This is a genomic window from Plantactinospora sp. KLBMP9567, from assembly GCF_033446045.1.
In the GTDB taxonomy this organism is placed as follows: domain Bacteria; phylum Actinomycetota; class Actinomycetes; order Mycobacteriales; family Micromonosporaceae; genus Plantactinospora.
Genome location: NZ_JAWQRR010000041.1, coordinates 63,792 through 90,537 on the forward strand (window position 1 = coordinate 63,792; position 26,746 = coordinate 90,537).

The following is a 26,746-nucleotide window of genomic DNA, read 5'->3' on the forward strand; positions in this document are numbered from 1 at the left end:
TCTGCCTACCGGACGCTGTGATCATGACGTTAACCGGTGTGTACGTGCCGCTGATCACCCCGTTCGACGGCACCGGCGCGGTGGCGCTCGGTGCGCTCGAAGCCCTGACCCACCAGGTGCTGGCGGCCGGTGCGGCCGGTGTGGTGGCCCTGGGCACCACGGCGGAACCGGCGTCGCTGAACGTCCGGGAGCGCCAGGCCGTGGTCGACGTCGTCGCCCGGGTGTGCCGGGAGCGGAGCGCCCCGCTGATCGTCGGAGCCAACGCGGCGGAGGCGGTGGCGGCGCTGCCCGGCCGGGCCGAGGTGGTGGCGGCGCTGAGCGTGGTGCCGCCGTTCCTGCGCCCCGGCGAGGCGGGGGTACTCGCGCACTTCGCGGCGCTGGCCGCCGCTAGTCCGGTGCCGCTGGTCGTCTACCACGTGCCGTACCGGACCGGTCAGCACCTCTCCACGGGTGCGATCCGGCGGCTGGCCGCGTTGCCCGGGGTGGCCGGGATCAAGTACTCGGTCGGCGGCATCGACAGTGGCACCGTCGAGTTGCTGGCCGAACTGCCGCCCGACTTCGCGGTGCTGGGCGGTGACGACGCGCTGATCTCGCCCTTGCTGGCGCTCGGCGCGCACGGTGGCATCCTGGCCTCGGCACACGTCGGCACCGCCGCCTTCGTGGCGCTTGCCGAGGCATGGCGGTCCGGCGGGACGGCCCGGGCCCGGGTGCTCGGGCACCGCCTCGGCACGCTCTCCGCCGCGCTCTTCGCCGAGCCGAACCCCACAGTGATCAAGGCGGTGCTGCACGCGCAGGGCCGCATCCCGACCCCGTCGGTACGGCTGCCGCTGGTGCCGCCCCGCTCGGAGACCGTACGGGCGGCGGTGCGGCTTGCGCAAGATGATGGATGGCGGACGCTTTCGTTGCAAGGTCTTGCATAGACTTTCCGCAAGGGACTAGCGTGCGGGCGAATTCAGCGACCAGAGGAAGGCCGTCGATGAAGCCGCTGCCGCCGACCGTCGTGCCACGCACCGTCCTGCCGCGTACCATCCTGCTGGTCCTCGCCGCCGCGCTCACGCTTCCGCTGGCCGGAGCCGGCGTGGTTGCCGGACCGGAGTTCAGCCCGGCCGGTCGCCGCACAGTGGACGGCGGAACCGTCGGCCGATTCGCTACTCGACGCGGCCGCCGCCGACCGGGGACGGGCCGAACAGTTCTACTTCGTGCTGCCGGACCGGTTCGCCAACGGCGACTCCCGCAACGACCGGGGCGGGCTGACCGGCGACCGGCTGCGCACCGGGCACGACCCGACCGACAAGGGCTTCTACCACGGTGGCGACCTGCGCGGCCTGCTGGACCGGCTGGACTACATCCAGGGACTCGGCACCACCGCGATCTGGCTGGCCCCGGTCTTCGCCAACCGGCCGGTGCAGGGTAGCGGAGCGGACGCCTCGGCCGGCTACCACGGCTACTGGATCACCGACTTCACCCGGGTCGACCCGCACTTCGGCACCAACGACGACCTGCGCAGGCTGGTCCGGGAGGCACACCGGCGGGGCATCAAGATCTATCTGGACGTCATCGTCAACCACACCGCCGACGTCATCCGGTACCCCGGCGGCCAGACCGGCTACCAGGACAAGGCGAGCCGGCCGTACCGGGACGCGCAGGGGCGGCCGTTCGAGGACCGCAACCACGCCGACGGCAGCCGTGGCTTCCCGGCGGTGGACCAGGAGTCCTTCCCGTACCGGCCGACGTTCGCCAGCGAGGCGGACCGCCGGGTCAAGGTGCCGGCCTGGCTGAACGACCCGACCATGTACCACAACCGGGGCGACTCGACCTTCGTCGGCGAGAACAGCGAGTACGGCGACTTCGTGGGCCTGGACGACCTGTGGACCGAGCGACCCGAGGTGGTCCGGGGCATGACGAAGATCTTCGCCGACTGGGTCACCGAGCTGGGTGTCGACGGCTTCCGGCTGGACACCGCCAAGCACGTCAACCTGGAGTTCTGGCCGCAGTTCCGGGCCGGCGTCGAGCGGGCCGCGCGGCAGGCAGGCAAGCCGGATTTCTTCATGTTCGGCGAGGTCTACGACGCCAACCCCGAGGTCACCTCGACGTACGTCCGCCGGGGCGGGCTGCCGGCCACCCTGGACTTCACCTTCCAGAACGCGGCCCGGAGCTACGTGGCGAGCGGCGGCTCGGCGAGGGCGCTGGCCGACGGGTTCGCCGCCGACGACCTCTACACCGCCCGGGACACCGACGCGGGTCGGCTGCCGACCTTCCTCGGCAACCACGACATGGGCCGGATGGGTCGTTCATCGCGAACGGCGGCACCGACCCGGCCAGCCACCTGCGCCGGGACCAGCTCGCACACGAGCTGATGTTCCTCACCCGGGGACAGCCGATCGTCTACTCCGGCGACGAGCAGGGCTTCACCGGGCCGGGGGCCGGCGACGTCCGGTTCGTCCAGGCGACCCAGGCCAATCTGGCCGGCACCGGTATCGGCACCTTCAACGACCGGCTGCGGGACGCGGTACGCGGCGGCGGGCCGTTCGACGCCAACCCCCGGGTGCAGGGCTTCGGCTCGGGGCTCTTCACCGACCCGAACGGCGACCCGGTGAACGGCACGCGGGCGGAACAGCGGGCCCGGCTGCTGCACCAGCAGGACCAGATCAAGGTCGGGCTGACCGGCAACCTCGCCGGCTACCGGTTCGTCGACTCTTCCGGCGAGCCGGTGACCGGGGCCGACGTCGACTACAACGGCGCACCGGCCGGCTACACCGCCGCTCCCGGCGAGGCGGTCACGTACGTCGACGCGCACGACAACGAGATCCTGTACGACGCGCTGGCGTACAAGCTGCCGGTCGGGACGGGAGCGGTGGACCGGGCGCGGATGCAGGTGCTGTCCCTGGGTACGACGGTGCTGAGCCAGGGGACCGGGTTCACCACGGCGGGAAGTGAGCGGCTGCGCTCGAAGTCGCTGGACCGCAACTCGTACAACAGCGGGGACTGGTTCAACCAGATCCGCTGGGACTGCGCCGACGGGAACGGGTTCGGTGTCGGGCTGCCGCCGGCCGCCGACAACGCCGACAAGTGGCCGTACGCCCGGCCGCTGCTGGCCGACCCGAAACTGGTACCGGCCTGCGCGGCGATCGAACTGGCCGAGGCGCGCTACCGGGAACTGCTGCGGGTACGGGCGTCGTCGCCGGTCTTCGGGCTCACCGATGCCGCCCAGGTGCAGCGGCGGGTCTCCTTCCCACTCTCCGGAGTGGACGAGACACCTGGGGTGTTGACCATGCAGCTCGACGCGACGGGGCTGGACCCGCGCTGGCGGTCGGTGACGGTGGTCTTCAACGCGACGCCGACGGCGGCGACCCAGACCGTTGCCGGGCTCCGGGGCGCGGCGGTGGCGCTGCATCCGGTGCTGCGGGAGTCGGCCGACCCGGTACTCCGGACGGCCTCCTTCGACCGCTCCACCGGCACCTTCACCGTCCCGCCCCGTACCGTCGCCGTGTACGTCGAGTCGCGCTGAGCATCTCGACCCGGGAGCAAACACTCGCTCGGCGATGGTCGCCGTACTGGACGAGCAGGATCGGCTGCTGTTGATGCACCGGGGCCGGTTCGCCCTGGGTCAGCCGGAGTTGGGCGTTGACGTCGGTCGGTTAGGTCGGCCGGAGCGGGGGTAAGCGACCGCCCGGAGACGTAGGGGTGGGCAGCGGCGACCGGGGTCGCCGGACATCGACCAGCCGGGGGGTGGCGTGCCATGTGCGCCCGTCGGATCGACGACTACGGCTATCTCGCCGACGGCCGGTCCGGGGCGTTGGTCGGCCGGGACGGGTCGGTGGACTGGTGGTGCCCGCCCCGGTTCGACGCGCCCTCGGTCTTCGCTCGACTGCTCGACGAGAGGGGTGGGCACTGGTGGATCCGCCCGGCAGGCGAGTACCGGGTCGAGCGGAGCTACCTGGACGACACGCTGGTGCTGCGTACGGTCTTCCACACCGAGGACGGGTCGGCGGCGGTCACCGATGCCCTGGCCCTGGGCCACGGCCGGGGGCACGACATCGGCCGCAGCCCGCCCGGTCTGCTCCTGCGGCTGGTGGAGGGACTTGCCGGGGAGGTGCCGATGGTGATGTCCTACGCACCCCACTTCGAGTACGGCCGCGTGCGGGCCTATCTCGATCGGCGCGGTCAGACCGTGATCGGTACCGCCACCGGCGGCACCCTCGGGATGACCGCGAGCGTGCCGGTGGACTGCCACGAGACCACGGCCTCGTCGTCGTTCACCATCGGGCCGGGCCAGCGGGAGACCTTCTCGCTGGCCCACTGGTCCAGCTACCGCGAAGACGCGCCGGTACCTCCCGACGTGTCGGCGGCGCTGTCCGACACGGTCGAGAGCTGGCGCTCCTGGATGGCGGAGCACGACTACACAGGGGAGCATTCGGAGCTGGTACGGCGCAGTACGTTGCTGCTGATGGGGTTGACCTACCAGCCCAGCGGCGGTGTCGTCGCGGCGGCGACCACCTCCGTGCCGGTGCGGCCGGAGGGTCACGACAACTACGACTACCGCTACGTGTGGCTGCGCGACTTCAGTCTCACCCTGCGCATGCTGTCCGTCGCGGCCTGCCCGAAGGAGGCGGACAGGCTGTTCTGCTGGGTGGCCGAGTCGATCGGCGACGCACGGCTGGCGTCCGTACCGATCATGTTTGGCGTGGAGGGAGAGCGGGATCTGGCCGAACGTGAACTCGGGACGTTGGGCGAGCCGGGCGAGAACGATCCGGTGCTGCTCGGCAACGACGCCTGGCACCAGCGCCAGCAGGACGTACTCGGCCAGGTGCTCGACGCCGCGTGGTTGCTGCGCAAGCGCCTCGACCCCATGCCCAAGCCGGTACGGCGGATGCTGCGGTCCCTGACCCAGCGCGCGGTCGAGACGTGGCGGCTACCGGATTCGGGCATGTGGGAGCTGCGGGGTGAGGAGCGGCATTACCTCACGGCCAAACTGGGATGTTGGATCGCACTGGACCGGGCCGTACGGTTCGACGCCCTGCTGGGCGAGCCGGCCGAGGTGGCGCGGTGGGCGGCTGTCCGCGAAGAGATCCGGGAGGCGATCCTGCGGTACGGCTGGAACCCCCGGCTCGGTGTCTTCACCGCCGCGTTCGGGTCGGACCGGCTGGACGCGTCGGTTCTCGTCCTTCCCCTGGTCGGGTTCATCTCCGCGACCGATCCGCGGATGCGCGCGACGATCGAGCGGATCGAACGGGAGTTGACCACCGACGGGCTGGTCCGGCGCTGGTCCGGCGACTCCGCCGGCTTCGTCATCTGCTCGTTCTGGTTGGTGGGTTGTCTCGCGCTCCTGGGCGAGCAGGATCGGGCCGACGCGCTCTTCACCCGGATGGTGGCCCGCGCCAACGACCTCGGCATCTTTGCCGAACAGATCGACCTGCGTACCGGTGAGCAACTGGGCAACTTTCCGCAGGCGTTCTCGCACATCGGGCTGATCTCGGCAGCCTGGCGGCTCACCTCGGCCAAGACGGGCCGGCCCACGCCGATCACCACGGTGATCTGAGGTGCCCGGTCCGCACCGCCAGGCCGTCGTCCGCGCCGGGTCGGCGGTGACCATCCTTGCCGGAACCTCGCGCGAGAGCTCGACTGCGCCGCCACCGCGCGTTCCGACATTTCTTGATCGATCAAGGGTGCCGCAGCGGGCGGTCGACACGGTTCAGACCCGGGCGGCCGGCAGGGCGCTGATGTGCTCCAGCACCGAGCGGAGGATCGCGAACGACTCGTCGTCGTCCTCGGTCCCGGTGTGCGGCGCCCGGAACCGGCTCGTCTCCTCGGCAACGTCGGCAAGATGCCACCAACTGCGATGCAGCTCCAGCATCTCCGGCAGCGGCGGCACGCCGGTGGCCTCGGCGTAGGCGTCGAGCACCGAGCCGTCACCGGACTCCATCAGCCAGAGGTCGCGCTCGGGCGGCGCGACCCGTACGGTGTCCCAGTCGATCAGCCGCCAGCCGTCGGCGGTCCGCATGGTGTTGCCGGGATGCGGCTCACCGTGGGTGAGGACCATCCGGCCCGGTCGGGCACGGGCGGCCAGCGCGAGTTCGGCGTGCCGGGCGAGCAGCCGGCGTACCGGTGCCGCGTGCGCGACGAGCAGCCGGGCGGCGAGCCGGGCGTACGGGCCGGTGTCGGGGACGTCCCCGGTGCCGGCCAGGCCGACCTCCAACTCGTCGAGGTGCGGGATGGCGAAGTCGTCGACCGGGGCATCGTCGCGGGCCGCCGCCGGCGCCGCGTGCACGGCGATCACCCGATCGAGTACGCCCCGACGGTGCGCAGGGGAGGCCCACTCGGCCCACCGGAAGCTCTCCCCGTCGACGTACGGATAGACCGCGACGCCGAACCGGTCGCCCGTCCGGACCAGTGGCTCGCCGTCCCGGGTCGGAATCGGGGCCACCACGAACCCGCAGCCGTGCTCGTGGAGCCGCCGGGCGGTGCCGAGCGCGGCCCACAGCCGGGCGTACGCCGCGTCCAGCGGGTCGGCCAGGGTGAGCCGCTTGGTGGCCAGGTCGTCGACGGAGACGAACCACCGGCCGCCCTCGGCGCCGACCACCTCCCAGTGGTGGCTGCCCCGGCCCACCGCGCGGTATTCGAGCGAGGCGATCCCGAGCCCCCACTCCCGGACCAGCGCCGACCGGAGCATGTCCTCGGGAAGGTCGTCCGGCGGCGTCAGCACCCGTCCACCCTGTTACCGGGGCGGTACGGCGGGCAACCGGTTTGCCCAACCGGGTCTACCCGGGGCAGGAGGATCGCCTTCCCGGGGTATACCCGGGGCGGTCAGGAACCGGCGACCACCTGGACGATGCCCGCGGCGCTGAACGAGCCACCGGGCTCGTCCGCCGACCAGATTAGGCTGTAGTAGCCGGGCCCGGCGTCGGCGGGAATCTGGAGGACGCTGGTCGGTTCTTCCCCCGCCGCCCCGGTCGGCCGGACCGGTGGGGCCGCCACCGTGATGTTTCCGGTGGCCTCCCGGGCGTCCGGAGCGGCCTTGAGCGCGGACACGTCCGGATACGGGCCCACCAGCCGCGCGTTGAGTTCCACCTGCGGCAGGCCGCTCGGCGTGCCGATCGTCCGGACCGTCCAGCGCAACGCGACCGTGTCGCCGGCCCGGTACGGCGTCTCCGGTGCGCGGTCCGCGCAGCACGAGTACTGCCGACCCGGCGTCACCGTGGGGCCGCCCTGGCATGCGGTGGTGACGGACAGCCCGAGCAGGGCGGCGAGCGCGAGGCGCACCGGTCTCATGGCGGCAGGCTACCGATTCCGCGCCACCGCCGAGGCCCGACCCTGCCGCTCCTGAGCCGACCGAACCGCTGCACCCGTCCCCGCCACCGGCCGGCACCGGTGGCGGAGAACAGGGCAGCGGGTACGGGTTGCGACGGAGCGCTCAGCCCGCCGCGAGTGTGCCGCTCAGCCGGTCGCCTCGATCTTCAGCAGGTCGACCTGGCCGAACGCGTCCAGCTCGACGCTGCGGACCCGGGTGGAGTGGCCGAAGTTGTTCTGGCCGAACCGGAGCGGGATCACCGGCATCTCCCGGGCCAGGATCTGCTCCGCCTCCTGGTACTTCTTGATCGCCTCCTCCTGGTTCGGCGCCCGCTCGCCGTCGGCGACCAGCCGGTCGAACTCGGCGTTGCTGAAGCCGTAGTAGTTCGACGACCCGTCGGTGGTGTAGAGCGGCCCGAGGTAGTTCTGCATCGACGGGTAGTCCATCGACCAGGCCATCCGGAACATCCCGACCGGGGTCTTCACCTCCACCTTGTTCAGCAGGTCGGTGAACCTCGTCTCGGGCGTGCTGGTGCAGTCCACGCCGAGGTTGTTGGAGAGCTGGTTGCAGGTGGCTTCGATCCACTCCTTGTGGCCGCCGTCGCCGTTGTAGGAGATCTGCAACTTCGCCGGCCCGCCGGCCGCCTGGTAGTCGGCCTTCGCCCGGGCCGGATCGAACTGGCACGCCTCGCCGCAGGTGTCCGGCCGGGCACCGGCGACCAGCGGGGAGACGAAGGACCGGGCCGAGGTCTGCGAGTCCTTGAAGATCGTCTTTACCAGTTCGTCCCGGTCGATCGCCATCGAGATCGCCTTGCGTACCTCCGCCTTGGCGAATTCCGGCTGGAAGGTGGGAAAGGCGAGGAACTGGAACGACGACAGCGGGCTCTTCTTGAACCGGTCACCGAGGTCGCCCGACGCGGTGCCCAGCGCCTCGATCGGCACCTGCCGGGTCACGTCGTTGTTCCCGGCGAGCAGGTCGGCGTAGTCGGCGGTCAGCACCTGGTAGATCTGGAAGACCACGCCGCCGACCTTCGGCTTGGGGCCGGGGTGGGCGTCGTACCGCTCGACCTCGATCCGGCTGTCATGCTGCCAGGTGCCCTTCATCTTGAACGGGCCGTTGCCGATCGGGGCCTCCTCGAAGCCCTCCTTCAACACCCCGTCCGAGGCCCAGGCGGCGTTCGGCAGCGGCGCGAAGACGTGGTAGCCGAGCACCGACTCGAACTCCGCGAACGACCCGGAGAGGGTGACGGTGAAGGTGAGGTCGTCGACCTTCTTCAGGCCGGTCAGCTTCCGGGCCTTCGGCTCCGGGCCCTTCTGCGGACCCTCGCCGTCCGGGTCCGTCGACTGGAGGTCGTCGTACCCCTCGATCTGGCCGAAGAAGTACGCCCCGCCGTTGCCGTTCGGCCCGTACGCCGCGTGGTTCCAGGCGTTGATGTAGCTGTCGGCGGTGACCGGCTCGCCGTTGTGGAAGGTGTACCCGCCCTTCAGCTTCACCGTCCACACTGTGTTGTCGGTCGACTCGATCGACTCGGCCGCCACCTCGAACGGCTTCTTGTTCTCGTCGAACTCGACCAGCGGGGTGTAGAGGGCGGCCAGCACCTGCGCCCCGGCGCTCTCGGTCGTGTTCGACGGAATCATGTGCTGCGGCTCGGCGATCCCGATCCGCACCACGGCGTCGGCGTCCGGGGTGCTCGAGTCCTCGCCGTCGCCACTGCACCCCGTCGCGGCGAGTACGACGGCCAGGGCCGCCGCGCTCCAGGTCATCCGTCTGGACACCGGCATGAGGACTCCTTCACATCGGCGCCGCACCGCGAGCACCGGGCGGCGTGACCTCGCCGGGCGCGACGGTCGTCCGTCCGGCCGGACCGGGCCATCACCGGCCGGCTCCTGCCTCCCAGTTACGAGCCGATCAGCCCGTGCCGGCAATGCTTTTGACTGGGTCCAAACCGTCCGGAGAGCCGACAACTGGGCGGCGAGGTGATCGCGTCTCGTCAGCAGACAACAGCCGGGCGGTGCGGCTCGGCCGAGGCGTGGAGGTGGTGATGATCCGGATCTGGCTGGGCCCCGAGGACATCGCCCGGACCCGGATCGCACCCGCGCCCCTCCCGCTGTACGAGGTCGTCGTCAGCCTCGCCGGAGCCCCGGCCGGCGGCCCGGCCGATCCGCTCGCCGGACCGGAACTCGCCGGCTGGCTGCGCGAGCTGGCCGAGTCGACCGGTGCCGGTCCGGGCGGCCGGAGCAGGTCGGCGCCGGTCCCGGTCGGCCGGGCCGGTTCGGCAGACCTGCTCGCCCCGCTCTCCGCGGACCGGACCCTGGAGGGTGCGCTCGCCTGGCTGCTCACCACCTCGGCACGCCGGGCCCGGAGCCTTGCGGCGGCGGTGCGCGGCTACTACGACCGCCGGGTCGCCGCCGAACTGGCGTCCTGGGAGTCGGTGGTCCGGCTCGACGTCAACGAGCGCAGCCGTGCCCTGGCCACCGGCGGGGTGGAGGCGCTGCTGGCGATGTTCGACCCGTGGGCGGCGTGGCGCAACCCGGTGCTCTCGGTGACTTCCGCCGTCGACCTGGACCTGCGGCCGAACGGCGCCGGCCTGCTGCTGGTGCCGTCGGTCTTCGCCCGGAAGCTCTGGATCGGCGGTCAACCGGACTCGGTCGTGCTGGCCTATCCGGTACGCCGGCCCCGCACCCCGGGCGGTCGTGCCCCCGGGCACCGGCCCGTTCCGGCGTACGCGCTCGGCGCCGCGGCGGCCACCGGCGATCCGCTGACCGCGCTGCTCGGGCGCTCCCGGGCGGCGGTGCTCCGGGCCGCCCTGGTCGGGGCGAACACCACCGACCTGGCCCGCCGGGCCGGCATCAGTACCCCGTCCGCGTCGCAGCATGCCAGCGTGCTCCGCGACGCCGGGCTGCTGCGCACCACCCGGCACGGCAAGGCCGCCCACCACACGCTCACCCCGCTGGCCCGCGCCCTGCTCACCGGCAACGACGCCGTCAGTCGCCGCTGACGGGCCTCGCCGCCCACCGGTCAGCGGCGGCGGGCGCCGGCCGGCCAGAGCACGGTCACCGGGAGGTTCCGGGACTGCGCCGCGCGGACCACGTCCGCGGTGTCCCCCACGTCCGCCGACGGGTTGCCGTCCCAGACCGCGAAGAGCCGCTCGCACCGGCACAGCATCTCCAGGCTCGCCGCCAGGTACGCCTCCCGCCCGGAGCGCGGAAACGGCATGTACGACACCGAGGTGGCCCGGCACAGCAGCTCGTCGAAGGCGGACAGGTTGTGCGCCCGTACCGCCCGCTGCCGGTAGTCCCGGGCCGGGATCACCGCCTCGTAGCTCCCGCCGCTGGCCAGTACCGCCCGGGCGAAGAGCTGGTCGGCGCCGTCGGCGAGGCAGGTGACGCCGTGCAGCTCCGGCCCGGCGTACGGACGAAGCTCCTCGGTCAGCCGGGCGTAGACCAGCTCCGCCGTGCCGTCGGCGAGCACTACGTGCCCGGTGACACCGATGCGGGCCATCCAGCACCGTCCGTTCGTGGTTACGCGTGCCCGACGCGGACGATCCGAAAGCCCGCGTCGGCCAGGATGACCGGAAGTTCCCGGACCGCCTCGTGGTTACGCTCCCGGAGATCTTGCCGTAGATCCTCCCAGGGGCTCAACGCCGGATGCAGTCGTCGCTCGTCGTCGCGGTGTGGCGCGTACCGCCACCCGCTCGCCACCTGCTCCGCCAGCCAGCGCTGGTGCTCCAGGACGGCCAGCCGTTCGATCTCCGGCTCCTCCAGGGCGTGCTCGTCGCCCGGCCCTACCCGGGGCGACAGGGCGCAGCCCAACTCGCGGAGCTTCCGGCCGATGTCCTTGGCCTGGGCCCGGTTGGCCCGGCGCAGCGACTCCGGCAACTCCTCCCAGGGCACCAGCGCGGGACTGCCGCCGGGCCGATCACCGTGCCGGCGCCGGGCCACCACGTAACTCTCGTGGATCACCCGGGCCAGCCGTTCGACCAGGTCGTCTCCGATCAGCGCCGGGTCGCAGGCGGCGTGCACCACGCCGTAGAGCCGGAGCGCGCCGGAGAGGTCGTCGAGGACGCCGAGGCCGTGCCCGCTGCCGAACGCCTCCCGCAGGTTGGCCAGCCGGTCCAGCCGGACCACCATCGAGCCGGGCCCGCCGTGCCAGAGCTGCTCGGCGGTGAGCGCGGTCTTCAACGCCCGCTCCTCGTCGTCGTAGCAGATGAAGACCCGGTCCGGCGGGAGCGGGAAGCCGGCCCGGGGAAGCTGGCCGAGCAGCTCAGGGAGCCCGCCGTCGAGCGGGATGATCCGGCAGACCCGGGACAGGAACGGATAGCGGTGGGTGAGTTGGGCCGCCGCCTCGGTCGCCGCCTCGTCGACCAGGACCAGCGGGACCAGCCGGGCGCCGTGCGGGTCGCGTACCCGCCACCGCCGGGCCAGCTCGACGAGCACCGCCCGGCCGAACGCGGTGGCGCCGAGCACCACCACCCGGGGCGGCCGGCCGTCCACCGCGGTCAGCGGATCCTCGGCGAAGAGCTTCCGGGCGGCCAGGTCGTCGATGTTGAAGAAGTCCAGCCGGGCACCGGGGTGCCGGGCCAGCCCCAGGTGCCGGGCCTGGAGGGCGAGGCAGAGTTCGGGGTCGGCGACCTGGGCGTACACGGCCAGCGGGGACCGGCCGTGCCGGGCGGCCGCCAGCCCGATCGCGGCGTTGGTCGCGCTGTCGTCGGTGCAGGCGTAGACCGCCTTGGCCCGCCCGATGCCGGCACCACGCAGCACGTTCGGGTCGCGGGCGGCCCGGGCCACCTGGCCGGTGCCGGAGGGCGTCGTGTCGTCCGAGCGGACCGCCACCACCCGGTGCCCGGCGGCCCGGAGCCGGCGGGCCAGGGTGTCCGCCACCAGGCCGTCGCCGCAGACGATGACGTGCCCCCGGGCGTTGCGGTCGCGCAGCCGGCGCAGCTCGGTGGCGAAGAGCAGCCGGCAGGCCTCCACCACGGCGTACGCGGTGACGGCCGGTGCCGCGAACCGGGCGAAGTCCAGCAGCGCCGGAAACGGCCCGCCCTCGTCCAGCGGCGGAGAGCCGAGTACGAAGAGCTGGAGGTCGTAGTAGATCAGGTCGTACGGGGTGTCGCCGTACCCGCCGATCCGGTTGATGTGCTGGTAGAGCCCGATGTAGCCACAGACGAAGGCGACCACCCCGGCGAGCGCGAACACCAGTCTGAGCACACTCTTGGTCGGTGCGCGGGGCGGCTCGCCGAGGCTGTTTCCGGGCACCACACCTCTCCTGCTGTCCGGTGCGTGCGACGACGCAGCGCCATCGTACCGTCGGGGTTTGCCCGCAGCGAACGTGAAACGATCGAGGGATTTCTTGGTGCCGGCGCGTCGCCCGCCGGGGAGGTGCCCGGCCGGCGGCGCATGCCGGCTCGGGTCAGCCCGGCAGCCGGAATCCGGCCGCGCGCTGGGCTGCCAGCCACGCCTCCACCTCGTCGGCCCGCCTTGGCAGCCCCGCCGAGAGGTTGACCGCGCCGTCCGCCGTCACCAGTACGTCGTCCTCGATCCGGATGCCGATTCCGCGCAGCTCCGCGGGGACCAGGTCGTCCTCGGGCTGGAAGTAGAGCCCCGGCTCGACGGTCAGCACGTACCCCTCGCCGAGGGTGCCGTCCCGGTAGCTCTCCTTGCGCGCGTTGGCGCAGTCGTGCACGTCGAGCCCGAGCATGTGCCCGAAACCGTGCAGCGTCCACCGGCGGTAGACCATCGACGTCTCGTCCATCGCCTCGTCGACGCCGACCGGCAGCAGGCCCAGCTCGGCGAGCCCCTCGGCGAGCACCCTCATGCAGGTCCGGTGCACGTCCTTGAAGGTCACCCCGGGCCGGATGAAGTCGATGCCGGCCTGCTGGGCCGCGTACACGATGTCGTAGACCTGGCGTTGCAGCGGGGAGAAGGTGCCGGAGACCGGCAGCACCCGGGTCACGTCCGCGGTGTAGAGGTGCCGCCCCTCCACGCCCATGTCCATCAGCAGCAGCTCACCCGGGCGGGTGATGCCGGTGTTGTGGATCCAGTGCAGGATCGTGGCGTGCTCGCCGGAGCCGACGATCGAGTTGTAGCCGACGTCGTAGCCGTCGTGCCGGGCCCGCAGCCCGAAGACCCCCTCCAGCAGCCGCTCGCTGACCGGTCGGTCGGCCGGCAGCACCCGGGCGACGTCCTCGAACCCCCGTACGGTGGCGTCGATCGCCTCCTGGAGTTGGGCGATCTCCCACTCGTCCTTGACCAGCTTCTGCTCCGACAGCAGCGCGGCCAGTTCGCGGTCCCGGCCCAGCGGGGGTTCGGAGTCCTCGGCCGCCCCGCTCCTCGGTGGCTCGTACGGCCGCACCGCACCGTCCACCGCCGGGTCCAGCCCGCGCAGCACCCGGGTCCGTCCGGGGGCGCAGTCGGCCAGCGCCGCCGGCAGGTCGGCCAGGGGCGCGGTCTCGACGCCCAGCTCGGTCGCCTTCCCGGCCAGGGTGTGCCGGCGGCCTACCCAGAGTTCGCCGTCCCGGCTGCGGAAGAACTCGTCGCTCTCCCGGGACGACCGGGGACGCATGTAGAGCACCGCGTCGTGGCCGGAGCCGTTCGGGCGCATCACCAGCACGCTGCCCGGGTCGTGGTCGCCGGTCAGATAGACGAAGTCGCTGCCGGGGCGGAACCGGTAGGCGGTGTCGTTGGCACGTACCTTCTCCGGCCCGGTCGGGATCACCAGGGTCTCGCCGGGGAGCGCGGCCGAGAGCGCCGCCCGCCGCTTGGCGTGGTTGGGTACCTCGGGGCGGGGACCGACCGGCAGGGTGGTGTCCCGCCAGCCCTGCCGCATGAACTCAAGGAACCTCTCCGGAAAGTCCGGGTCGTGTGACTCGGTCCGGGTCCCGTCCACCTCGGCCGGCTCCGCCGTGATGTCGGTGCGCTCGTCTGACATCGCCGCTCCTCCCTCGTCCGGCCCGTTCCGCGCGAGGGTGATCGGCGCGCGGCCGGGGGATCGATCCGACTCCCCGCCGGCCGGCGACCCGGTCCCTCGTCCGGCTGACCTGATCTGCGCTTCTGGCGTGCCCCGACCGTACCGTGCCTGGACGGGTCGTTCTCGGTGGCGGTGCCGGCACAGCGGGCGGGTCCGCGTGGAAAGATGACCGCCATGTGCGGACTCCTGGCCTTCTTCAGCGCGCACGGCAACGCCGGCGCACATCGAGACGCCCTGGCCGGTGCGTTGGAATGCCTGCACCACCGGGGACCGGACGAGACCGGTGTAGAGGTGATTTCCACCCCGGACGGGTACACCGACGCCGTCTTCGCGCACAAGCGGCTCTCGATCATCGACGTGGCGCTCAGCCACGAGCCGCTGCCGTACGCGGGCGGCCGCTACCTGCTGACCTTCAACGGCGAGATCTACAACTACATCGAGCTGCGCGAGGAGCTGGCCCGGGACTACGGCGCCCAGTTCGCCACCGCCGGCGACGGCGAGGTGATCGTCGCCGGCTTCCACTACTGGGGAGAGCAGGTGCTCACCCGGCTGCGCGGGATGTTCGCGTTCGTGATCTGGGACCGCCAGCAGCGCCGCGCCTTCGGTGCCCGGGACTACTTCGGGATCAAGCCGCTGCACTACCTCCAGACCCGGGACGGGGTCTACCTCGCCTCGGAGAAGAAGGCGCTGCTGCCGTTCGCGCCGTCGGCGCACGCCGGGGACGCCGGGGTGGACACCGCGAACCTGTCGCACTACCTGACGTTGCAGTACGTCCCCGAGCCCGGCACCCTGCACCAGGGCATCAACCGGATCGGCTCGGGGGAATACCTCACCTGGAGCCCGGGCCGGCAGATCGAGGTGCGCCGCTGGTACCGGCCGGTGTTCCGGCCCGCACCGGTGCAGGAGCCGCAGAAGCTCTACGACCGGATCCGGGAGACGCTGCGGGAGAGCGTCCGGATGCACATGCGGGCCGACGTGCCGGTCGGCTGCTTCCTCTCCAGCGGCATCGACTCGACCGCCGTGGTGGCGCTGGCCCGGGAGTTCAACCCCAACATCCTCACCTTCACCGTCGGGTACGACGTGCCCGGTTACTCCGAGATCGAGGTGGCCCAGGACTCGGCCCGGCACCTCGGGGTGACCACCATCCCGACCAAGATCGGCCCCCGGGACATGATGGAGGCGCTGCCGAAGATCGTCTGGCACCTGGACGACCCGGTCGCCGACCCGGCCCTGGTGCCGCTCTACTTCGTCGCCAAGAAGGCCGCCGAGCACGTCACGGTGGTGCTCTCCGGCGAGGGCGCCGACGAGTTCTTCGGCGGTTACACCATCTATCGGGAGCCGCTCTCGCTCGGCGCGGTCAACGGCCTGCCCGGCGGGGTGCAGAAGGGCCTGCGCGCGGTCTCCAAGGCGATCCCGCAGGGGGTCAAGGGCAAGAGCTTCCTGGAGCGCGGCACCACCCCGATCGAGGAGCGCTACTACGGCAACGCCCGGATGTTCACCGAGGAGGAGAAGCAGAAGCTGCTCCGCCGGTACGACCCGGGGGTGCGCTACACCGACGTCACCGCGCCGATCTACGCCGAGTGCACCGAGCTGGACGACGTGACCAAGATGCAGTACGTCGACCTCTACACCTGGCTGCGCGGCGACATCCTGGTCAAGGCGGACCGGATCTCGATGGCGCACTCGCTGGAGGTGCGGGTGCCGTTCCTCGACCGGGAGGTGTTCGAGGTCGCCGCCGGCATCCCGGTGGACCTGAAGCTGCCGCCCCGCTCCGACGCGACGAAGTACGCGATGCGGCAGGCGTTGCAGGGCGTGGTACCGCCGGCCATCGTCAACCGGCGCAAGCTGGGCTTCCCGACCCCGACCCGGGTCTGGCTGGCCGGCGAGATGTACGACTGGGCCCGGCACATCTTCTCGATCTCCGGCGCCGGTGACCTGCTCGACCTGTCGTACGCGATGCGGCTGCTCGACGAGCACAAGCGGGGCGAGGCCGACCACTCTCGCAAGATCTGGACCGTGCTGATCTTCTGTGTCTGGCACGCGATCTTCGTGGCCCGCACCCTGGACCCGGGCATCCAGCGCAACCAGTCGGCCCTGCTGACCAAGCCGGTGGTCGGCTCGATGGTCCGCTGACCACCCGGCCGACTCCCGAAGCGGACAGCGAACGGGCCCGGCGCCGCCGACGCCGGGCCCGTTGCGTGGTGCGGTGGTGGTTACGAGCTGGTGCAGGTCAGCGTCGGGGCACCGCTGGTGTTGCCGCTGCCCACGAAACCGAAGGTGGCGCTCGCACCGGGGGCGAGGCTGCCGTTGTGAGCGACGTTCCGGACGGTCACCGTACTGCCGCTCTGGGTGTGCGTGCCGTTCCACAGGCTGCCGATGGTCTCGCCGTTCGCCCAGGTCCAGCCGGCCGTCCAGCCGCCCAGCGTGGCGGTGCCGCTGTTCCGGACCGTCACCTCGGCCTGGAAGCCACCGCTCCAGCTACCGGTCGACCGGTACGTCGCGGTGCAGGCGCCGGTGCCCGGGTTGTTGGTGGGCGGGTTGGTCGGGTTGCCGGTCGGCGGGTTGGTGGGCGGGTTGGTCGGGTTGCTGCCGCCCGGGCCGGCCCCGGTGACCTCGCCGTTGCCGCCGTCGAAGACCACGTCGGAGCAGCCGAAGAAGTTCTCGGCGCTGTCCGAGCGGACCCAGCGGGAGTAGATGATGTGCCGGCCGCTCTTGCCGGTCGGCAGCCGCCCGCTGAAGTAGTAGTGGCCCTCGTTGCTGCCGACCGCGCCCTGCTGCGGCGGGTTGGTCACCGTGAGGAACGGCGTGGACTCCAGGTCGCCCCAGCTCAGTGCCTGGGTCGGGCTGAAGCCGTCCCGGGTCACGTAGAAGTAGAACGTGCCGGGGTGGTGTGCCCAGTTGCTGTACTTGAAGTTGAAGTTGCCACCGGCGGTCAGGTGGGTCAGCGGCCAGTCGTTGCGGGCCAGGTTGTAGCCGCTGAAGCTGCTGTTGCCGCCGCTGCAGAGCTGCCCGTCCGGGACGAAGCCGGTGGTCCGGCCCGCCGCGTCCGAGCGCAGCACGCTGAACCAGTTGTAGAGCGAGTTGGCCCCGCTCTGCGCCACCGCGGCCGCACAGGCCGGGTTGTTCGGCCTGATGTCGCCCTGCGGGCTGAGCCCGTCCTTCCAGCAGAGGAAGGTACGGCTGCCCGGTGCCATGGCGGCACCGTGCGCGGTGACCGGAGTGGGATTGACCACCGTGATGACACCGGCGGTGAGCGCGGCCACGGCGCCGAGTACCGCGATCCTGCGTAGACGTTTCACCGAGTTCTCCTTCTGGGGGCAGTGAACCTTCTGCAACCTCCCCTTGCGGTCCGTGGCGGCCGTAGGTGGAAAACGGGCGCACTCGCCGCACTGTTCGGGTTGAAAAAGGTTCAGTGTCGCAGCTGGTAACCGACGCTGCGGACGATCTGCGGGGGACCCGCGACACGGCGGGCGCCCGCTTCCGACACTGGTTGCGGTATCGCCGGTCCGCCCCGCCAGAGGTGGTGGGCTGGTATCTGCCGGACGGCAGACGGGCGACACGGCGCACAGTCCGATCACGGATGTGTGCCCTTCGCGTGGCCCCTTGCCGGCACCCGGCACAGCGCGTCAGCCCCCGCACTGGCTCGGTACGGGCAATCGCATCACGGAACCCGGCCCGAGGCAATAGGAATCCCTCGATGAAATGTTTCCGGGCGGAACGGCTGGTCGCCGGATCGGACGTCCGGCCGATCCGTCCGGTTCACCGTCGCGGATCATGCTCTCCGGGCGGGTGCCGCCGCCGAGTCAGCCCGGTGGGCTCGACGGAACCGCCGGTGTGCCAGGGTCAGGGGGGAACACCGGACTCGGCCGGTGCGATGCGGTGCGGGAGGGTTCGGATGGGATACGCGGTGGTGCTGGGCGAGGCCCTCGTCGACCTGCTGGACGGCGAGTACGACGGGCAGCCCGTCTACCGGCAGGCGATCGGCGGGGCCCCGCTGAACGTGGCCGTCGGGGCGGCCCGGCTCGGCGCGGAGGTGGAGTTCGCCGGCTCGCTCGGCGACGACGTACTCGCCGGGCGGATCGCCGACTTCCTGGCCGTCGCCGGGGTGGGCCGTCGGGGCGTGGTGGTCCGCCCCGTGCCCACCGCGCTGGCCGTGGCCACCTTCGCCGGGGCGGAACCCGACTTCCGGTTCTACGGCGAACCGCTCTCCTACGGGCTGCTCGGGCCGGACGATCTCGACGTACCCCTGGTCGAGGGCGCCTCGGTACTCTATGCCGGCTCGATCGTGCTGCTCTGCCCGCCGGTGCTGGCCGCCGCCCGGCGGGCCTGGACGCTCGCCACCGGCCTGCGGGTCTTCGACCCGAACGTGCGACCCCGGCTGCTGCCGGACCAGGCCGCGGTGGCCGGGCTCCGGGACGTGGTGGCCGAGTTCGTCGCCTCCGCCGACCTGGTCAAGCTGAGCGTGGCCGACGCCGAGGTGCTCTACGGCGACGCCTCCGCCGAGGCCGCCGCCGGGCGGCTGCACGACCTCGGCGCCGGGACCGTCGTGGTCACCCTGGGTCCGCGCGGCGCGCTGGTCTCGACCGCCGCCGACACCGCTGGAGTACGCCTGCCGGCGCCGGTGGTGGACGCCGTCGACGCGACCGGTGCGGGTGACTCGGTGATGGCGGCCCTGATCGCCGACCTGCTCGCCGACGGCCTCCCGGCGGACCCGGCCGGCTGGTCCGACCGGGTCGGCTACGCGCTCCAGGTCGCCGGGCTGGTCTGCGAGTCCCCGGGCGGCGCGGTATCGATGCCGACCCGGGCGCAGGTCGCCCGGCGTTTCCCCCGCTGACCCGCCCCGCCGGACGCGAGGGCACGACCTAGACCGGTGGTGCCGGTTCCTCCACCGGCCTGCCGAACGAGCGCCGCGCGTCCAGGCCGACGACGCCGAGCAGCACCACGGTGACGGCGGCACCGACGGCGAGCGGCGGCAGGTGCAGGGCTGCCGGGGTCAGCAGCCCGAGGGCCAGCAGACCGCCCGCCCGGGATCGGGAGATCCGGCCGAAGACCTGGAATTCGAGGACCGATCGTCCGGCGAGGAAGAGCGCGGGGCCGCCGAGGATGGCGACGAGCCAGGTCGCCGGGAGGTCGTCGAGCGGCTCGGTGATGAACAGTTCGAAGCCGACGCCGGTCAGTACGATCCCGGCGATCATCGCCAGGTGGGCGAATGCCAGGTCGGTGGTGAGCCGGGAGGTGTTCCGGGAGCGGCTGATCGCCGCGCCCAGCACCCGTCCGGCCAGATGGAAGTAGATCCGCCACAGCAGGAGGGTGCTCGCCAGCGCCAGCGCGAACCCGACCGTCTGCTCGGCGTGGAACCGGCTGCCGCTGAAGGCCAGCCCGATGACGAAGATCGCCTCACCGAGCGCGATGAGGAGAAACTGCTGGTACCGCTCGGCCAGGTGCTCGGCCGCGATCCGTCGGACGCCGAGCCGTTGCGCACCGAGCCGAGGGGTCGGCCAGCCGAGGAGCAGCCCGGTGTAGTCGACGAGTACCGCGACGGTCCAGAGCGGTCCACGGACCGTGCCCTCCTCGACCAGCCCGCCGGTCACCCAGAGCGGCGCGCTCAGGCCGAGCCAGAACAGGATCCGGACGGACTGCCGCGGATCCGGTTGGCCGTGCTCGGCGAGGTGGAAGTACACCACCCGGCCGATCTGGAGGACCACGAAGGTGACCGCGAAGAGTGGGGCCCGCTCGCCGAAGCCGTCGGGTACCGCGACGGCCATCACCATGGCACCGATGGTGGTCAGCACGACGACGGTCTGGACCACCGGCGCCTCCGGCTCCAGCCAACTGGTCGACCAGACCGTCAGCGACCAGAGCGCCCACAGGGCGAGGAAGAGCAGCAGGGACTGGCCGACGCCGGCCGGTACGCCGCGCTGGTCGCCGGTGAAGTCCGCGATCAACCGCGCCGAGATTCGGGTGAGTGCGAAGACGAAGACCAGATCGAGCAGCAGCTCCAGGAAGGTGGCCCGCTGCGGGGTGGCCGCGCTGCGTAACAGCCGGCGGCCACCCTCCTCGGTCACCCGTCCCTCGAACGTCGGGCTGCTAGGCGTCGCCGCGCAGTTCGGCGTACCCGCGCTGGACGGCGGCGAGGCCGGCCTCCGGGCCGAACGGCGTGCGCTGGGCGACCCGTTCGGCGGGGGCGCGGTCGGCGTCCCCGTTGCGGATCAGCCAGCTCATCGTCGCCAGGTCGTCGTGCTGGACCCGGACGAATTCGGTGTCGACCACCGTGCCGTGGCCCGGCACCACCACCGTGCCCGGGGTGAGGCAGCGGAGCAGTGCCGCGACCGTCTCCACCCACTCCAGCGGAAAGGCGTCCTCGAAGGCCGGCGGGCCACTCTGCTCGATCAGGTCACCGGCGACCAGCACGTCGGCGTCCGGCACCTGCACCACCAGGTCACCCTCGGTGTGCCCCCGGCCGAGGTGGCGCAGCAGCACCGCCCGGCCGCCGACGTCGATCGTGGCCTCCTGGCGTACCGGGTGGGTGGGGGCGAGGATCGTGGTCCGGGCCAGCTCGGCGGCGAGCCCGGGGTCGGCCGGCAGCACCTCGTCGTACGCCTGCCGGCGCACCAGCGCGGGCTGTTCGCGGAGCAGCCGGGCGGCCTCCTCGTGGGCGTAGATCGGCACCGGGCCACCGGCGGCCAGCGCCGCGTTGCCGAAGCAGTGGTCGAAGTGGTGGTGCGTGTTGACCACGACCAGCGGGTCGGCGGTGAGCCCCCGGACGGCGGAGAGCAGTTCGGCTGCCTGGCCGGCGGTGGAGAGGGTGTCCACCACCAGCGCCGCGCCGTCGCCGACCACCAGGGTCACGTTGACGTCGAGCAGCGGCTGGCGCAGCACGTACACCCGGTCGGCGATCTCGGTGAAGGCGACACCCACGGTGGCGGTCATGCCGTGCCCTGGGCCCGCTCGACGAAGCGGTGCCGGTCCACCAGCACCCGCTCCACCCGCCCCTCGGCGACTGTGGTCGCGCCCTCGGTGACGGCGACCTCGAAGAGCAGCCGCCGCCCGTCGACCTTGGCGAGCCGGGCCTGCGCCACGGCGGTCCGGCCGACCGGGGTCGGCACCCGGTGGTCGAGCTCCACCCGCATCCCGACCGTGGTCATCCCGGCCGGCAGCCGGCTCGCGGTGGCGGCGACGGTGGCCGCCTCGGCCAGCGCCAGCACCCGGGGCGTGCCCAGCACCGGCACGTCGCCGGAGCCGACCGCCTGCGCGGTGTCGACGTCGCTGACGGTCAGCTCGACCCGGGCGGTCAGGCCCGGCGGGAATACGCTCTGCGGCTCCGGCGCCGCTGCGCTGACCTGCGGTTGCGTCGAATCATCCGACGCTGACTCCGGCGACTGTTCGGCCGGGTGTTCCTGATCCATCAGCAAAGCGTAGATGTTCCGCCGACCGCCGTTGCCGACACGCGACGACACGCCGTACCGCTATCGGATAATCCACAGCCGGCCCACTTCCCGGACCGTCGAGACCGTACGTGACCAGGTGCTTTTCGTGCGGTGATCGCCCCGCTACTCTCGGGCTCCGTCGGCATCGATCAAAGGCGTAGGTGTCGCTGCGTGCGGAGGCGAGGACAGGGTTGGCCTGAGTAGACGGGAGAGACGGACGTGGGACGGTCGACGGCACTGGTCATCTACGCCGAGGAGTTGCGCCGGGCGCGGGCCGGGGCGGAACTGTCGCAGCAGGGGCTGAGCGAGCGGATCAAGTACTCGGCGGCGCTGATCGCCAAGATCGAGCTGTGCGAGCGGCGGCCGAGCCGCGACTTCACGCTCCGCTGCGAGCAGGTGCTCAACACCGGCGGGTTGCTGGAGCGGATCCTCCGGGCGGCCGGCCACGAGGCGGCGGTGCTGCCGTGGTTCCAGGCCTGGGCCAACCTCGAACAGGAGGCGGTGATCCTGCGCTGCTACGAGCCGTTGGTGGTGCCGGGCCTGTTGCAGACCGAGGACTACGCCCGCGCCGTACTGGCCGGCGGTGCGCTGCTCACTCCGGAGGAGGTGGCCGAGCAGGTGGTCGCCCGGCTGGACCGGCAGCAGGTGCTCTCCCGGGAGCCGGCGCCGCATCTCTTCGCGGTGATGGACGCGGGTGTGTTGCACCGCGCCGTCGGCGGACCGGCGGTGATGCGCGAGCAGTTGCGCGCGATCGTCCGGATCTGCGCCGAGCACCCCCCGGGTCCGCGTGCAGGTCGTGCCGCCTTCGGCCGGCGCGTACGCTGGCCTGAACGGGCCATTCACGATCGCCACTCCGCAGGAGGGCGACGACGTAGCCTTCCTGGACAACTCCCGGCGGGGCATGGTCGTCGACCAGCCGGAGGACGTCGGCGCACTGCACCGGGCGTGGGAGGCGATCCGCAGCGTGGCCCTGCCGCACGAGCAGTCGATCGAGTTGATCTCAGAGGTGGCGGAGCGATGGAGCTGACCGGCGCGCGGTGGCGCAAGAGCAGCCGGAGCAACGGTACGGGCGGCAACTGCGTGGAGGTCGCCGGCAACCTGCCCGGCCTGGTGGCGGTGCGGGACAGCAAGGATCCGGCCGGGCCGGTGCTGCGCTTCGACCCGTACGCCTGGCGGGTCTTCGTCGGTGCGGTGCCGGCGGCTCGCCCATAACAACGAACGCCGTGGTCGACCGGGACGACCGCCTGGGTCGGGCGGGTGCACAAGCGGGGCAGCTCGACAGTCCGCGCGACAGGCACCGTCGACTCCGCCCGAGCGATCCGCGACCGACGGGGCAGCGCCGTCCGCGAAGTGACTGGAACGGCGACCGTACCCCTGGCGGGTCTTGCCGGCACGGTGCCGGTGGCCCGCCCATAACGGCGACCCAGCCGGTATCCGGGGCCGAAGCGTCGCCCCGGATACCGGCTGCCCCCGATCGCCTCGCCCCGGTCAGGGCCGGCGGAGCTGTTCGGCGGTGATCCGCTGCGTCAGCCAGGCCGGTACGGCGATCAGCACCAGCCCGACCGCCAGCGCCCCGCCGGCCAGCCAGAGCGTCGGGGCCACCCGGTCGAGGACCCGACCCGAATCGAGCTGGAAGAGACGGGCCAGGACGAGTGCGATGGTGACCGTCGCCCCACTGGCCAGGCCGAGCCCGATCACCAGCGGCAGGGTGCCGAACCCGACCTCTCCGGCGGTGATGGTGCGCGGGCTGGTCCCGACCACGGCCAGGGTGGCGTTGTCCCGGCGCCGTTCCACGGTTCGGTCGATCGCGGCGGCGGCGAACGCCCCGATGCCGAGGACGAAGCTCAGCATGAGCCCGGTGACCAGCAGGGTCACCAGCAGTTCCGCGTCGAAGCCGCGCCGGGCGCCGAGGTCGCCCGCCAGGTAGCGGGTCGGTACCCGGGCGGCCAGCACCTGGGCGGCCCGGTCGGCGGCGGCCTGGTCGGTCGCCACCAGGTGCACCGAGGAGGGGGGCGGGACGTCGAGCGCGGCGGCGACCGCCGCCTGCCGGGTGACCAGTAGCGGTCCGCCCATGCCCACGTCGAACCGCATCCGGGCGTGCAGGATCTGCTCGGGTGCCGGGATCCGGGTGCCGTCCTGCGCAACCACCTCGGCGCCCGGTTCCGGCAGCGGCGCGCCGCCGAAGGAGTACTCGTGAACCAACCGGTAGGTGCGGCCGTCCACGCAGGATTCCCCGGCGTCGAGCGTGAACATGCCGGTGAAGCTGTCGCAGTCGCCGACGATCAGGTGGTCCTGCTCGCCGGAGACGGTCGCCGGCACGCTGACCAGGTCGACGACCTGCACGCCGGGGACCTGGCGCAGCTCGGCGGCGGGCAGCGGACCGGGGCCGAGGACCTGGTGCATCCGGCGTCCGGCCGGGTCGTTGGTCGGGCTGAGGCCCCGGTCGTCGGTGACCAGTCCGACGCCGAGCGAGCCCACCCCGGCCACGTAGATCATCACGGTGAAGGCGGCGACCAGCCGGGGGGCCACCCTGGGCGCGTGCCGCAGCCGGGCGGTGGCCAGTTCCAGCCAGACCGGGGTACCCGGCAGCCGGGTCAGCAGCGCGGCGGCGGCGTACCCGAGAGTGGGCAGGGCCAGCGGTAGGGCCAGCCCGGTGAGCAGCATCGAGCCGGCGAAGAGCAGGGCGTCGGACTGGTGGGGTTCGTGCCGTCCGGTCCAGCCGGCCAGCACCACTCCGGCGAGCCCGGCCAGCAGCGGGAGCACCCGCCAGACGCCGGGCCGGCGGTGCGGCGCGTCCCGGCGTACCGCCAGCGGGTTGACCCGGGCCGGTCGGGTGGCGAGTACGCCGATGGTGACCGCGTACGCCACGGTCACCGTGACCATGCCGACCACCACCGGCACCGGTACGGCGAGGTCGGCGGCGTACCAGCGCAGCCGGCCGATCCGCCAGCCCTCCGACAGCGGGGCGAGGATCGCGAAGCCGGCCAGCCCGAGCAGCCCGCCGCCGAGGGTGACCACCCCGGTCTCCACCGCGTTGACCAGGGTCGCCTGCCGGGCCGAGACGCCGAGCAGTCGCAGGGCGGCGATCCGGCGGTCCCGGGTGGAGGCGGAGAGCCGGGCGCAGGTGGCCAGGAAGACCCCGAACGGGACCAGCACGAAGAGCCCGAAGGCGCCGGCCAGGAGCCGGGCCGGGGTGAAGACGTCCGGTCCGGCCCCCTCGCCGAGGGCGTACTCCAGCGGATGGCCGAAGCCGGTCACCGGCCAGTGCTCGTCGAGCATCCGTTCCACCTCCGGTACCGCTGCCGCCGGAGCGCCCACGTAGGCCAGCAGTTCGTCCGGGGCGAGCAGCCCCGCCGGGCCGACCGTGCCGACCACCCGCTGCGGGAGGCGCCCGGCCGCTCGGGGGTCGGTAGCGAGCAGGTCGCGCAGGGCCGGCGAGACCACCATCTCCCCGGGCGCGGGCAGCACGGCCACTCCGGGCGGGCGCGGGCTGGTCGCGGTGGCGCCCACCACGGCGGTACGCCGGAGCACCCGGCCGCCGACCGCGTCCTCGATGTCGTAGATCCGCAGCGCCGACGGGCTGGCCGGTTTCTCCTCCCGTACCGGCGTGCGTGCCTCGGCCCGCCCGTGCTGCTCCCCGGCGACCGAGACCGTGGCCAGCGACGCCAGCACCAGCAGTACGCCGAGCGCCGCCCCGGACGACATCAGCGCGGTACGCAGCAGCCCGCCCCGCCCGGAGCCGATCGACAGCCTCAGTCCGAGCCAGATCCACCGCCTCATGCGGCTACCCGCCCGTCGCGGAGGAAGACCGTGCGGTCCGCGTACGCCGCCACCCGGGCCTCGTGGGTGACCATCACGACCGCGCTGCCCTCCTTGCGGGCCAGCCCGGTCAGCGCGTCCAGCACCACTTCGCCGGCCGCGCTGTCCAGCGCCCCGGTCGGCTCGTCGGCGAAGATCACCGACGGCCGGTGCGCCAGTGCCCGGGCGACGGCGGCGCGCTGCGCCTCGCCGCCGGAGACCTGCCCCGGGCGGCGGTCGGCCAGTTCGGCCACGGCCAGGTGTCCGAGCAGTTCGGCACCCCGGCGCCGGGCCTCGGCCCGGGGCCTGCCGAGCAGCCGCAACGGCAGCTCGACGTTCTCCCGCAGGGACAGCTCCGGCACCAGGTCGCCGAACTGGAGCACGAAGCCGAACGACCGGAGCCGAAGGCTGCTGCGCCGGCTGTCGGAGAGGTTGTCGATCCGCTGTGTGTCGAGGCGTACCTCGCCGTGCTCGGGGCGGAGGATGCCGGCGAGCACGTGCAGCAGGGTCGACTTGCCGGAGCCGGACGGTCCCATGATGGCGACGATCTCGCCGGGGGAGATGGTCACGTCGGCGCCGTCGAGCGCGACGGTCCGGCCGAACCGGATGGTCAGGTCACGGCCCTGGAGGGTCATCGTGCTGCCCTGGGATGTCATCGGTACTCCTTCTCCGCGTCGTCGACGCGGGATACCAGCGCGGCCAGCCGGGCGAGCCGGGCGACGGCGCCGTCGATCCACTTGAGATCGGCGTCGAGGTGGTACATCTCGAAGTCGGCGTCGAGCTGCGTGAGCAGGTCTCCGGCCTGCCGCTGGGCGCGCAGCTCGCGCATCCGGGCCAGGTGCGCCTGGCGTTGCCGGTCGAGCATCGGCTCGGCGGGCCGGCCGCTGGAGAGCGCGATCAGCACCTTGGCGAAGAGCACTCGGCGGCTGCCGGTCACCTCGGGCACCTCCGGCTCGTCGAGCCAGCGGTCGAGTTCGCCGACGCCCGCCTCGGTGATGGCGTAGACCCGACGGTCCGGGCCGACCCCGCTGGCCACGCCGGCCAGGTCGATCAACCCGTCCCGGTCCAGCCGGCCGAGGGTGGCGTAGACCTGTGCCGACTTGAGCGGACGGCTGTTGCCGAACCACTCGTCGTAGCGGCGACGCAGCACGTAGCCGTGTTGGGAATGCGGTTCGAGAAGACCGAGCAGGATCCGGGAAACGGACATGGCCGGGACACTAGCAACTGAGTTGCTACGCTAGCAAGCGAGTTGTTAGTCGCGGTCAGC

The 26,746-nt window shown here is 72.4% G+C and carries 19 protein-coding genes and 3 pseudogenes; 9 read left to right on the forward strand and 13 right to left on the reverse strand.

Annotation, left to right across the window (positions count from 1 at the left end):
• Positions 1–23 precede the first annotated feature (23 nt).
• The 3 genes and pseudogenes from R6Y94_RS30590 (at position 24) to R6Y94_RS30600 (ending at position 5,539) form a co-directional block, all read left to right on the forward strand.
• The gene (locus tag R6Y94_RS30590) at positions 24–920 is read left to right on the forward strand and encodes a dihydrodipicolinate synthase family protein (RefSeq protein WP_318399325.1); all 897 of its coding nucleotides are present in this window, start codon (positions 24–26) and stop codon (positions 918–920) included.
• A gap of 162 nt (positions 921–1,082) precedes the next feature.
• A pseudogene (locus tag R6Y94_RS30595) lies at positions 1,083–3,508 on the forward strand (alpha-1,6-glucosidase domain-containing protein).
• A 231-nt stretch (positions 3,509–3,739) separates the two neighbouring features.
• Positions 3,740–5,539 (forward strand): glycoside hydrolase family 15 protein, encoded by a 1,800-nt coding sequence (locus R6Y94_RS30600; RefSeq protein ID WP_318399326.1) that lies wholly within the window; start codon positions 3,740–3,742, stop codon positions 5,537–5,539.
• A 153-nt stretch (positions 5,540–5,692) separates the two neighbouring features.
• Here R6Y94_RS30600 and R6Y94_RS30605 read toward each other — a convergent pair whose 3' ends face one another.
• The 3 genes from R6Y94_RS30605 to R6Y94_RS30615 all read right to left on the reverse strand — a co-directional run bounded on the left by R6Y94_RS30605 (position 5,693) and on the right by R6Y94_RS30615 (position 9,069).
• Positions 5,693–6,703, reverse strand: a complete 1,011-nt coding sequence (locus R6Y94_RS30605; RefSeq protein WP_318399327.1) for a phosphotransferase — start codon at positions 6,701–6,703, stop codon at positions 5,693–5,695.
• Between the two features lie 101 nt (positions 6,704–6,804).
• The gene (locus R6Y94_RS30610) at positions 6,805–7,269 is read right to left on the reverse strand and encodes a hypothetical protein (RefSeq protein WP_318399328.1); all 465 of its coding nucleotides are present in this window, start codon (positions 7,267–7,269) and stop codon (positions 6,805–6,807) included.
• Positions 7,270–7,434: 165 nt separating this feature from the next.
• Positions 7,435–9,069 carry an ABC transporter substrate-binding protein gene (locus tag R6Y94_RS30615; protein WP_318399329.1) on the reverse strand — a complete coding sequence of 545 codons (1,635 nt, stop codon included), beginning with the start codon at positions 9,067–9,069 and terminating at the stop codon, positions 7,435–7,437.
• Positions 9,070–9,299: 230 nt separating this feature from the next.
• Between R6Y94_RS30615 and R6Y94_RS30620 the strand changes: the two genes are divergently transcribed.
• Positions 9,300–10,286, forward strand: a complete 987-nt coding sequence (locus R6Y94_RS30620; RefSeq protein ID WP_318399330.1) for a winged helix-turn-helix domain-containing protein — start codon at positions 9,300–9,302, stop codon at positions 10,284–10,286.
• Positions 10,287–10,306: 20 nt separating this feature from the next.
• On the opposite strand, the gene R6Y94_RS30625 is transcribed toward R6Y94_RS30620, so the two are convergent.
• The 3 genes from R6Y94_RS30625 to R6Y94_RS30635 form a co-directional block, all read right to left on the reverse strand.
• On the reverse strand, positions 10,307–10,789 hold the full coding sequence (locus R6Y94_RS30625) for a hypothetical protein (protein WP_318399331.1): 483 nt from the start codon (positions 10,787–10,789) through the stop codon (positions 10,307–10,309).
• A 20-nt stretch (positions 10,790–10,809) separates the two neighbouring features.
• Positions 10,810–12,543: a RyR domain-containing protein gene (locus R6Y94_RS30630; protein WP_318399332.1), complete on the reverse strand. Its 1,734-nt coding sequence runs from the start codon at positions 12,541–12,543 to the stop codon at positions 10,810–10,812.
• 154 nt (positions 12,544–12,697) lie between these two features.
• Positions 12,698–14,215 (reverse strand): aminopeptidase P family protein, encoded by a 1,518-nt coding sequence (locus R6Y94_RS30635; protein ID WP_318399333.1) that lies wholly within the window; start codon positions 14,213–14,215, stop codon positions 12,698–12,700.
• Positions 14,216–14,428: 213 nt separating this feature from the next.
• Here R6Y94_RS30635 and asnB point away from each other — a divergent pair, with 213 nt between their 5' ends.
• Entirely contained in the window at positions 14,429–16,387 is a 1,959-nt protein-coding gene (gene asnB / locus R6Y94_RS30640; RefSeq protein WP_318399334.1) for an asparagine synthase (glutamine-hydrolyzing), read from the forward strand.
• 80 nt (positions 16,388–16,467) lie between these two features.
• On the opposite strand, the gene R6Y94_RS30645 is transcribed toward asnB, so the two are convergent.
• Positions 16,468–17,553, reverse strand: a complete 1,086-nt coding sequence (locus tag R6Y94_RS30645; RefSeq protein WP_412102923.1) for a lytic polysaccharide monooxygenase — start codon at positions 17,551–17,553, stop codon at positions 16,468–16,470.
• Positions 17,554–18,149: 596 nt separating this feature from the next.
• On the opposite strand from R6Y94_RS30645, the gene R6Y94_RS30650 reads away from it, so the two are divergent.
• Positions 18,150–19,088, forward strand: a complete 939-nt coding sequence (locus R6Y94_RS30650) for a carbohydrate kinase family protein (protein WP_318399335.1) — start codon at positions 18,150–18,152, stop codon at positions 19,086–19,088.
• A 28-nt stretch (positions 19,089–19,116) separates the two neighbouring features.
• Here the strand turns inward: R6Y94_RS30650 and R6Y94_RS30655 are convergent, their stop codons facing one another.
• The 3 genes from R6Y94_RS30655 to R6Y94_RS30665 are packed head-to-tail and all read right to left on the reverse strand — an operon-like array spanning position 19,117 to position 21,660.
• Positions 19,117–20,319 (reverse strand): low temperature requirement protein A, encoded by a 1,203-nt coding sequence (locus tag R6Y94_RS30655; protein WP_318399336.1) that lies wholly within the window; start codon positions 20,317–20,319, stop codon positions 19,117–19,119.
• A 22-nt stretch (positions 20,320–20,341) separates the two neighbouring features.
• Positions 20,342–21,172, reverse strand: coding sequence for an MBL fold metallo-hydrolase (locus R6Y94_RS30660; RefSeq protein ID WP_318399441.1), 831 nt, complete (start codon positions 21,170–21,172; stop codon positions 20,342–20,344).
• A gap of 8 nt (positions 21,173–21,180) precedes the next feature.
• Positions 21,181–21,660 (reverse strand): thioesterase family protein, encoded by a 480-nt coding sequence (locus R6Y94_RS30665; protein WP_318399337.1) that lies wholly within the window; start codon positions 21,658–21,660, stop codon positions 21,181–21,183.
• Positions 21,661–21,900: 240 nt separating this feature from the next.
• Between R6Y94_RS30665 and R6Y94_RS45355 the strand changes: the two are divergent.
• The 3 genes and pseudogenes from R6Y94_RS45355 to R6Y94_RS30680 form a co-directional block, all read left to right on the forward strand.
• A pseudogene (locus tag R6Y94_RS45355) lies at positions 21,901–22,386 on the forward strand (Scr1 family TA system antitoxin-like transcriptional regulator); the annotation flags it as partial.
• Between the two features lie 91 nt (positions 22,387–22,477).
• Positions 22,478–22,708: a Scr1 family TA system antitoxin-like transcriptional regulator gene (locus R6Y94_RS30675; RefSeq protein ID WP_318399442.1), complete on the forward strand. Its 231-nt coding sequence runs from the start codon at positions 22,478–22,480 to the stop codon at positions 22,706–22,708.
• Positions 22,709–22,725: 17 nt separating this feature from the next.
• Positions 22,726–22,893, forward strand: a pseudogene (locus R6Y94_RS30680) (DUF397 domain-containing protein); the annotation flags it as partial.
• 276 nt (positions 22,894–23,169) lie between these two features.
• Here R6Y94_RS30680 and R6Y94_RS30685 read toward each other — a convergent pair.
• The 3 genes from R6Y94_RS30685 to R6Y94_RS30695 are packed head-to-tail and all read right to left on the reverse strand — an operon-like array spanning position 23,170 to position 26,686.
• Positions 23,170–25,461: an FtsX-like permease family protein gene (locus R6Y94_RS30685; protein ID WP_318399338.1), complete on the reverse strand. Its 2,292-nt coding sequence runs from the start codon at positions 25,459–25,461 to the stop codon at positions 23,170–23,172.
• On the reverse strand, positions 25,458–26,135 hold the full coding sequence (locus R6Y94_RS30690) for an ABC transporter ATP-binding protein (RefSeq protein ID WP_318399339.1): 678 nt from the start codon (positions 26,133–26,135) through the stop codon (positions 25,458–25,460). The genes R6Y94_RS30685 and R6Y94_RS30690 overlap by 4 nt, the downstream gene beginning before the upstream one ends.
• Positions 26,132–26,686 carry a PadR family transcriptional regulator gene (locus R6Y94_RS30695; protein WP_318399340.1) on the reverse strand — a complete coding sequence of 185 codons (555 nt, stop codon included), beginning with the start codon at positions 26,684–26,686 and terminating at the stop codon, positions 26,132–26,134. The genes R6Y94_RS30690 and R6Y94_RS30695 overlap by 4 nt, the downstream gene beginning before the upstream one ends.
• Between the last annotated feature and the right edge of the window lie 60 nt (positions 26,687–26,746).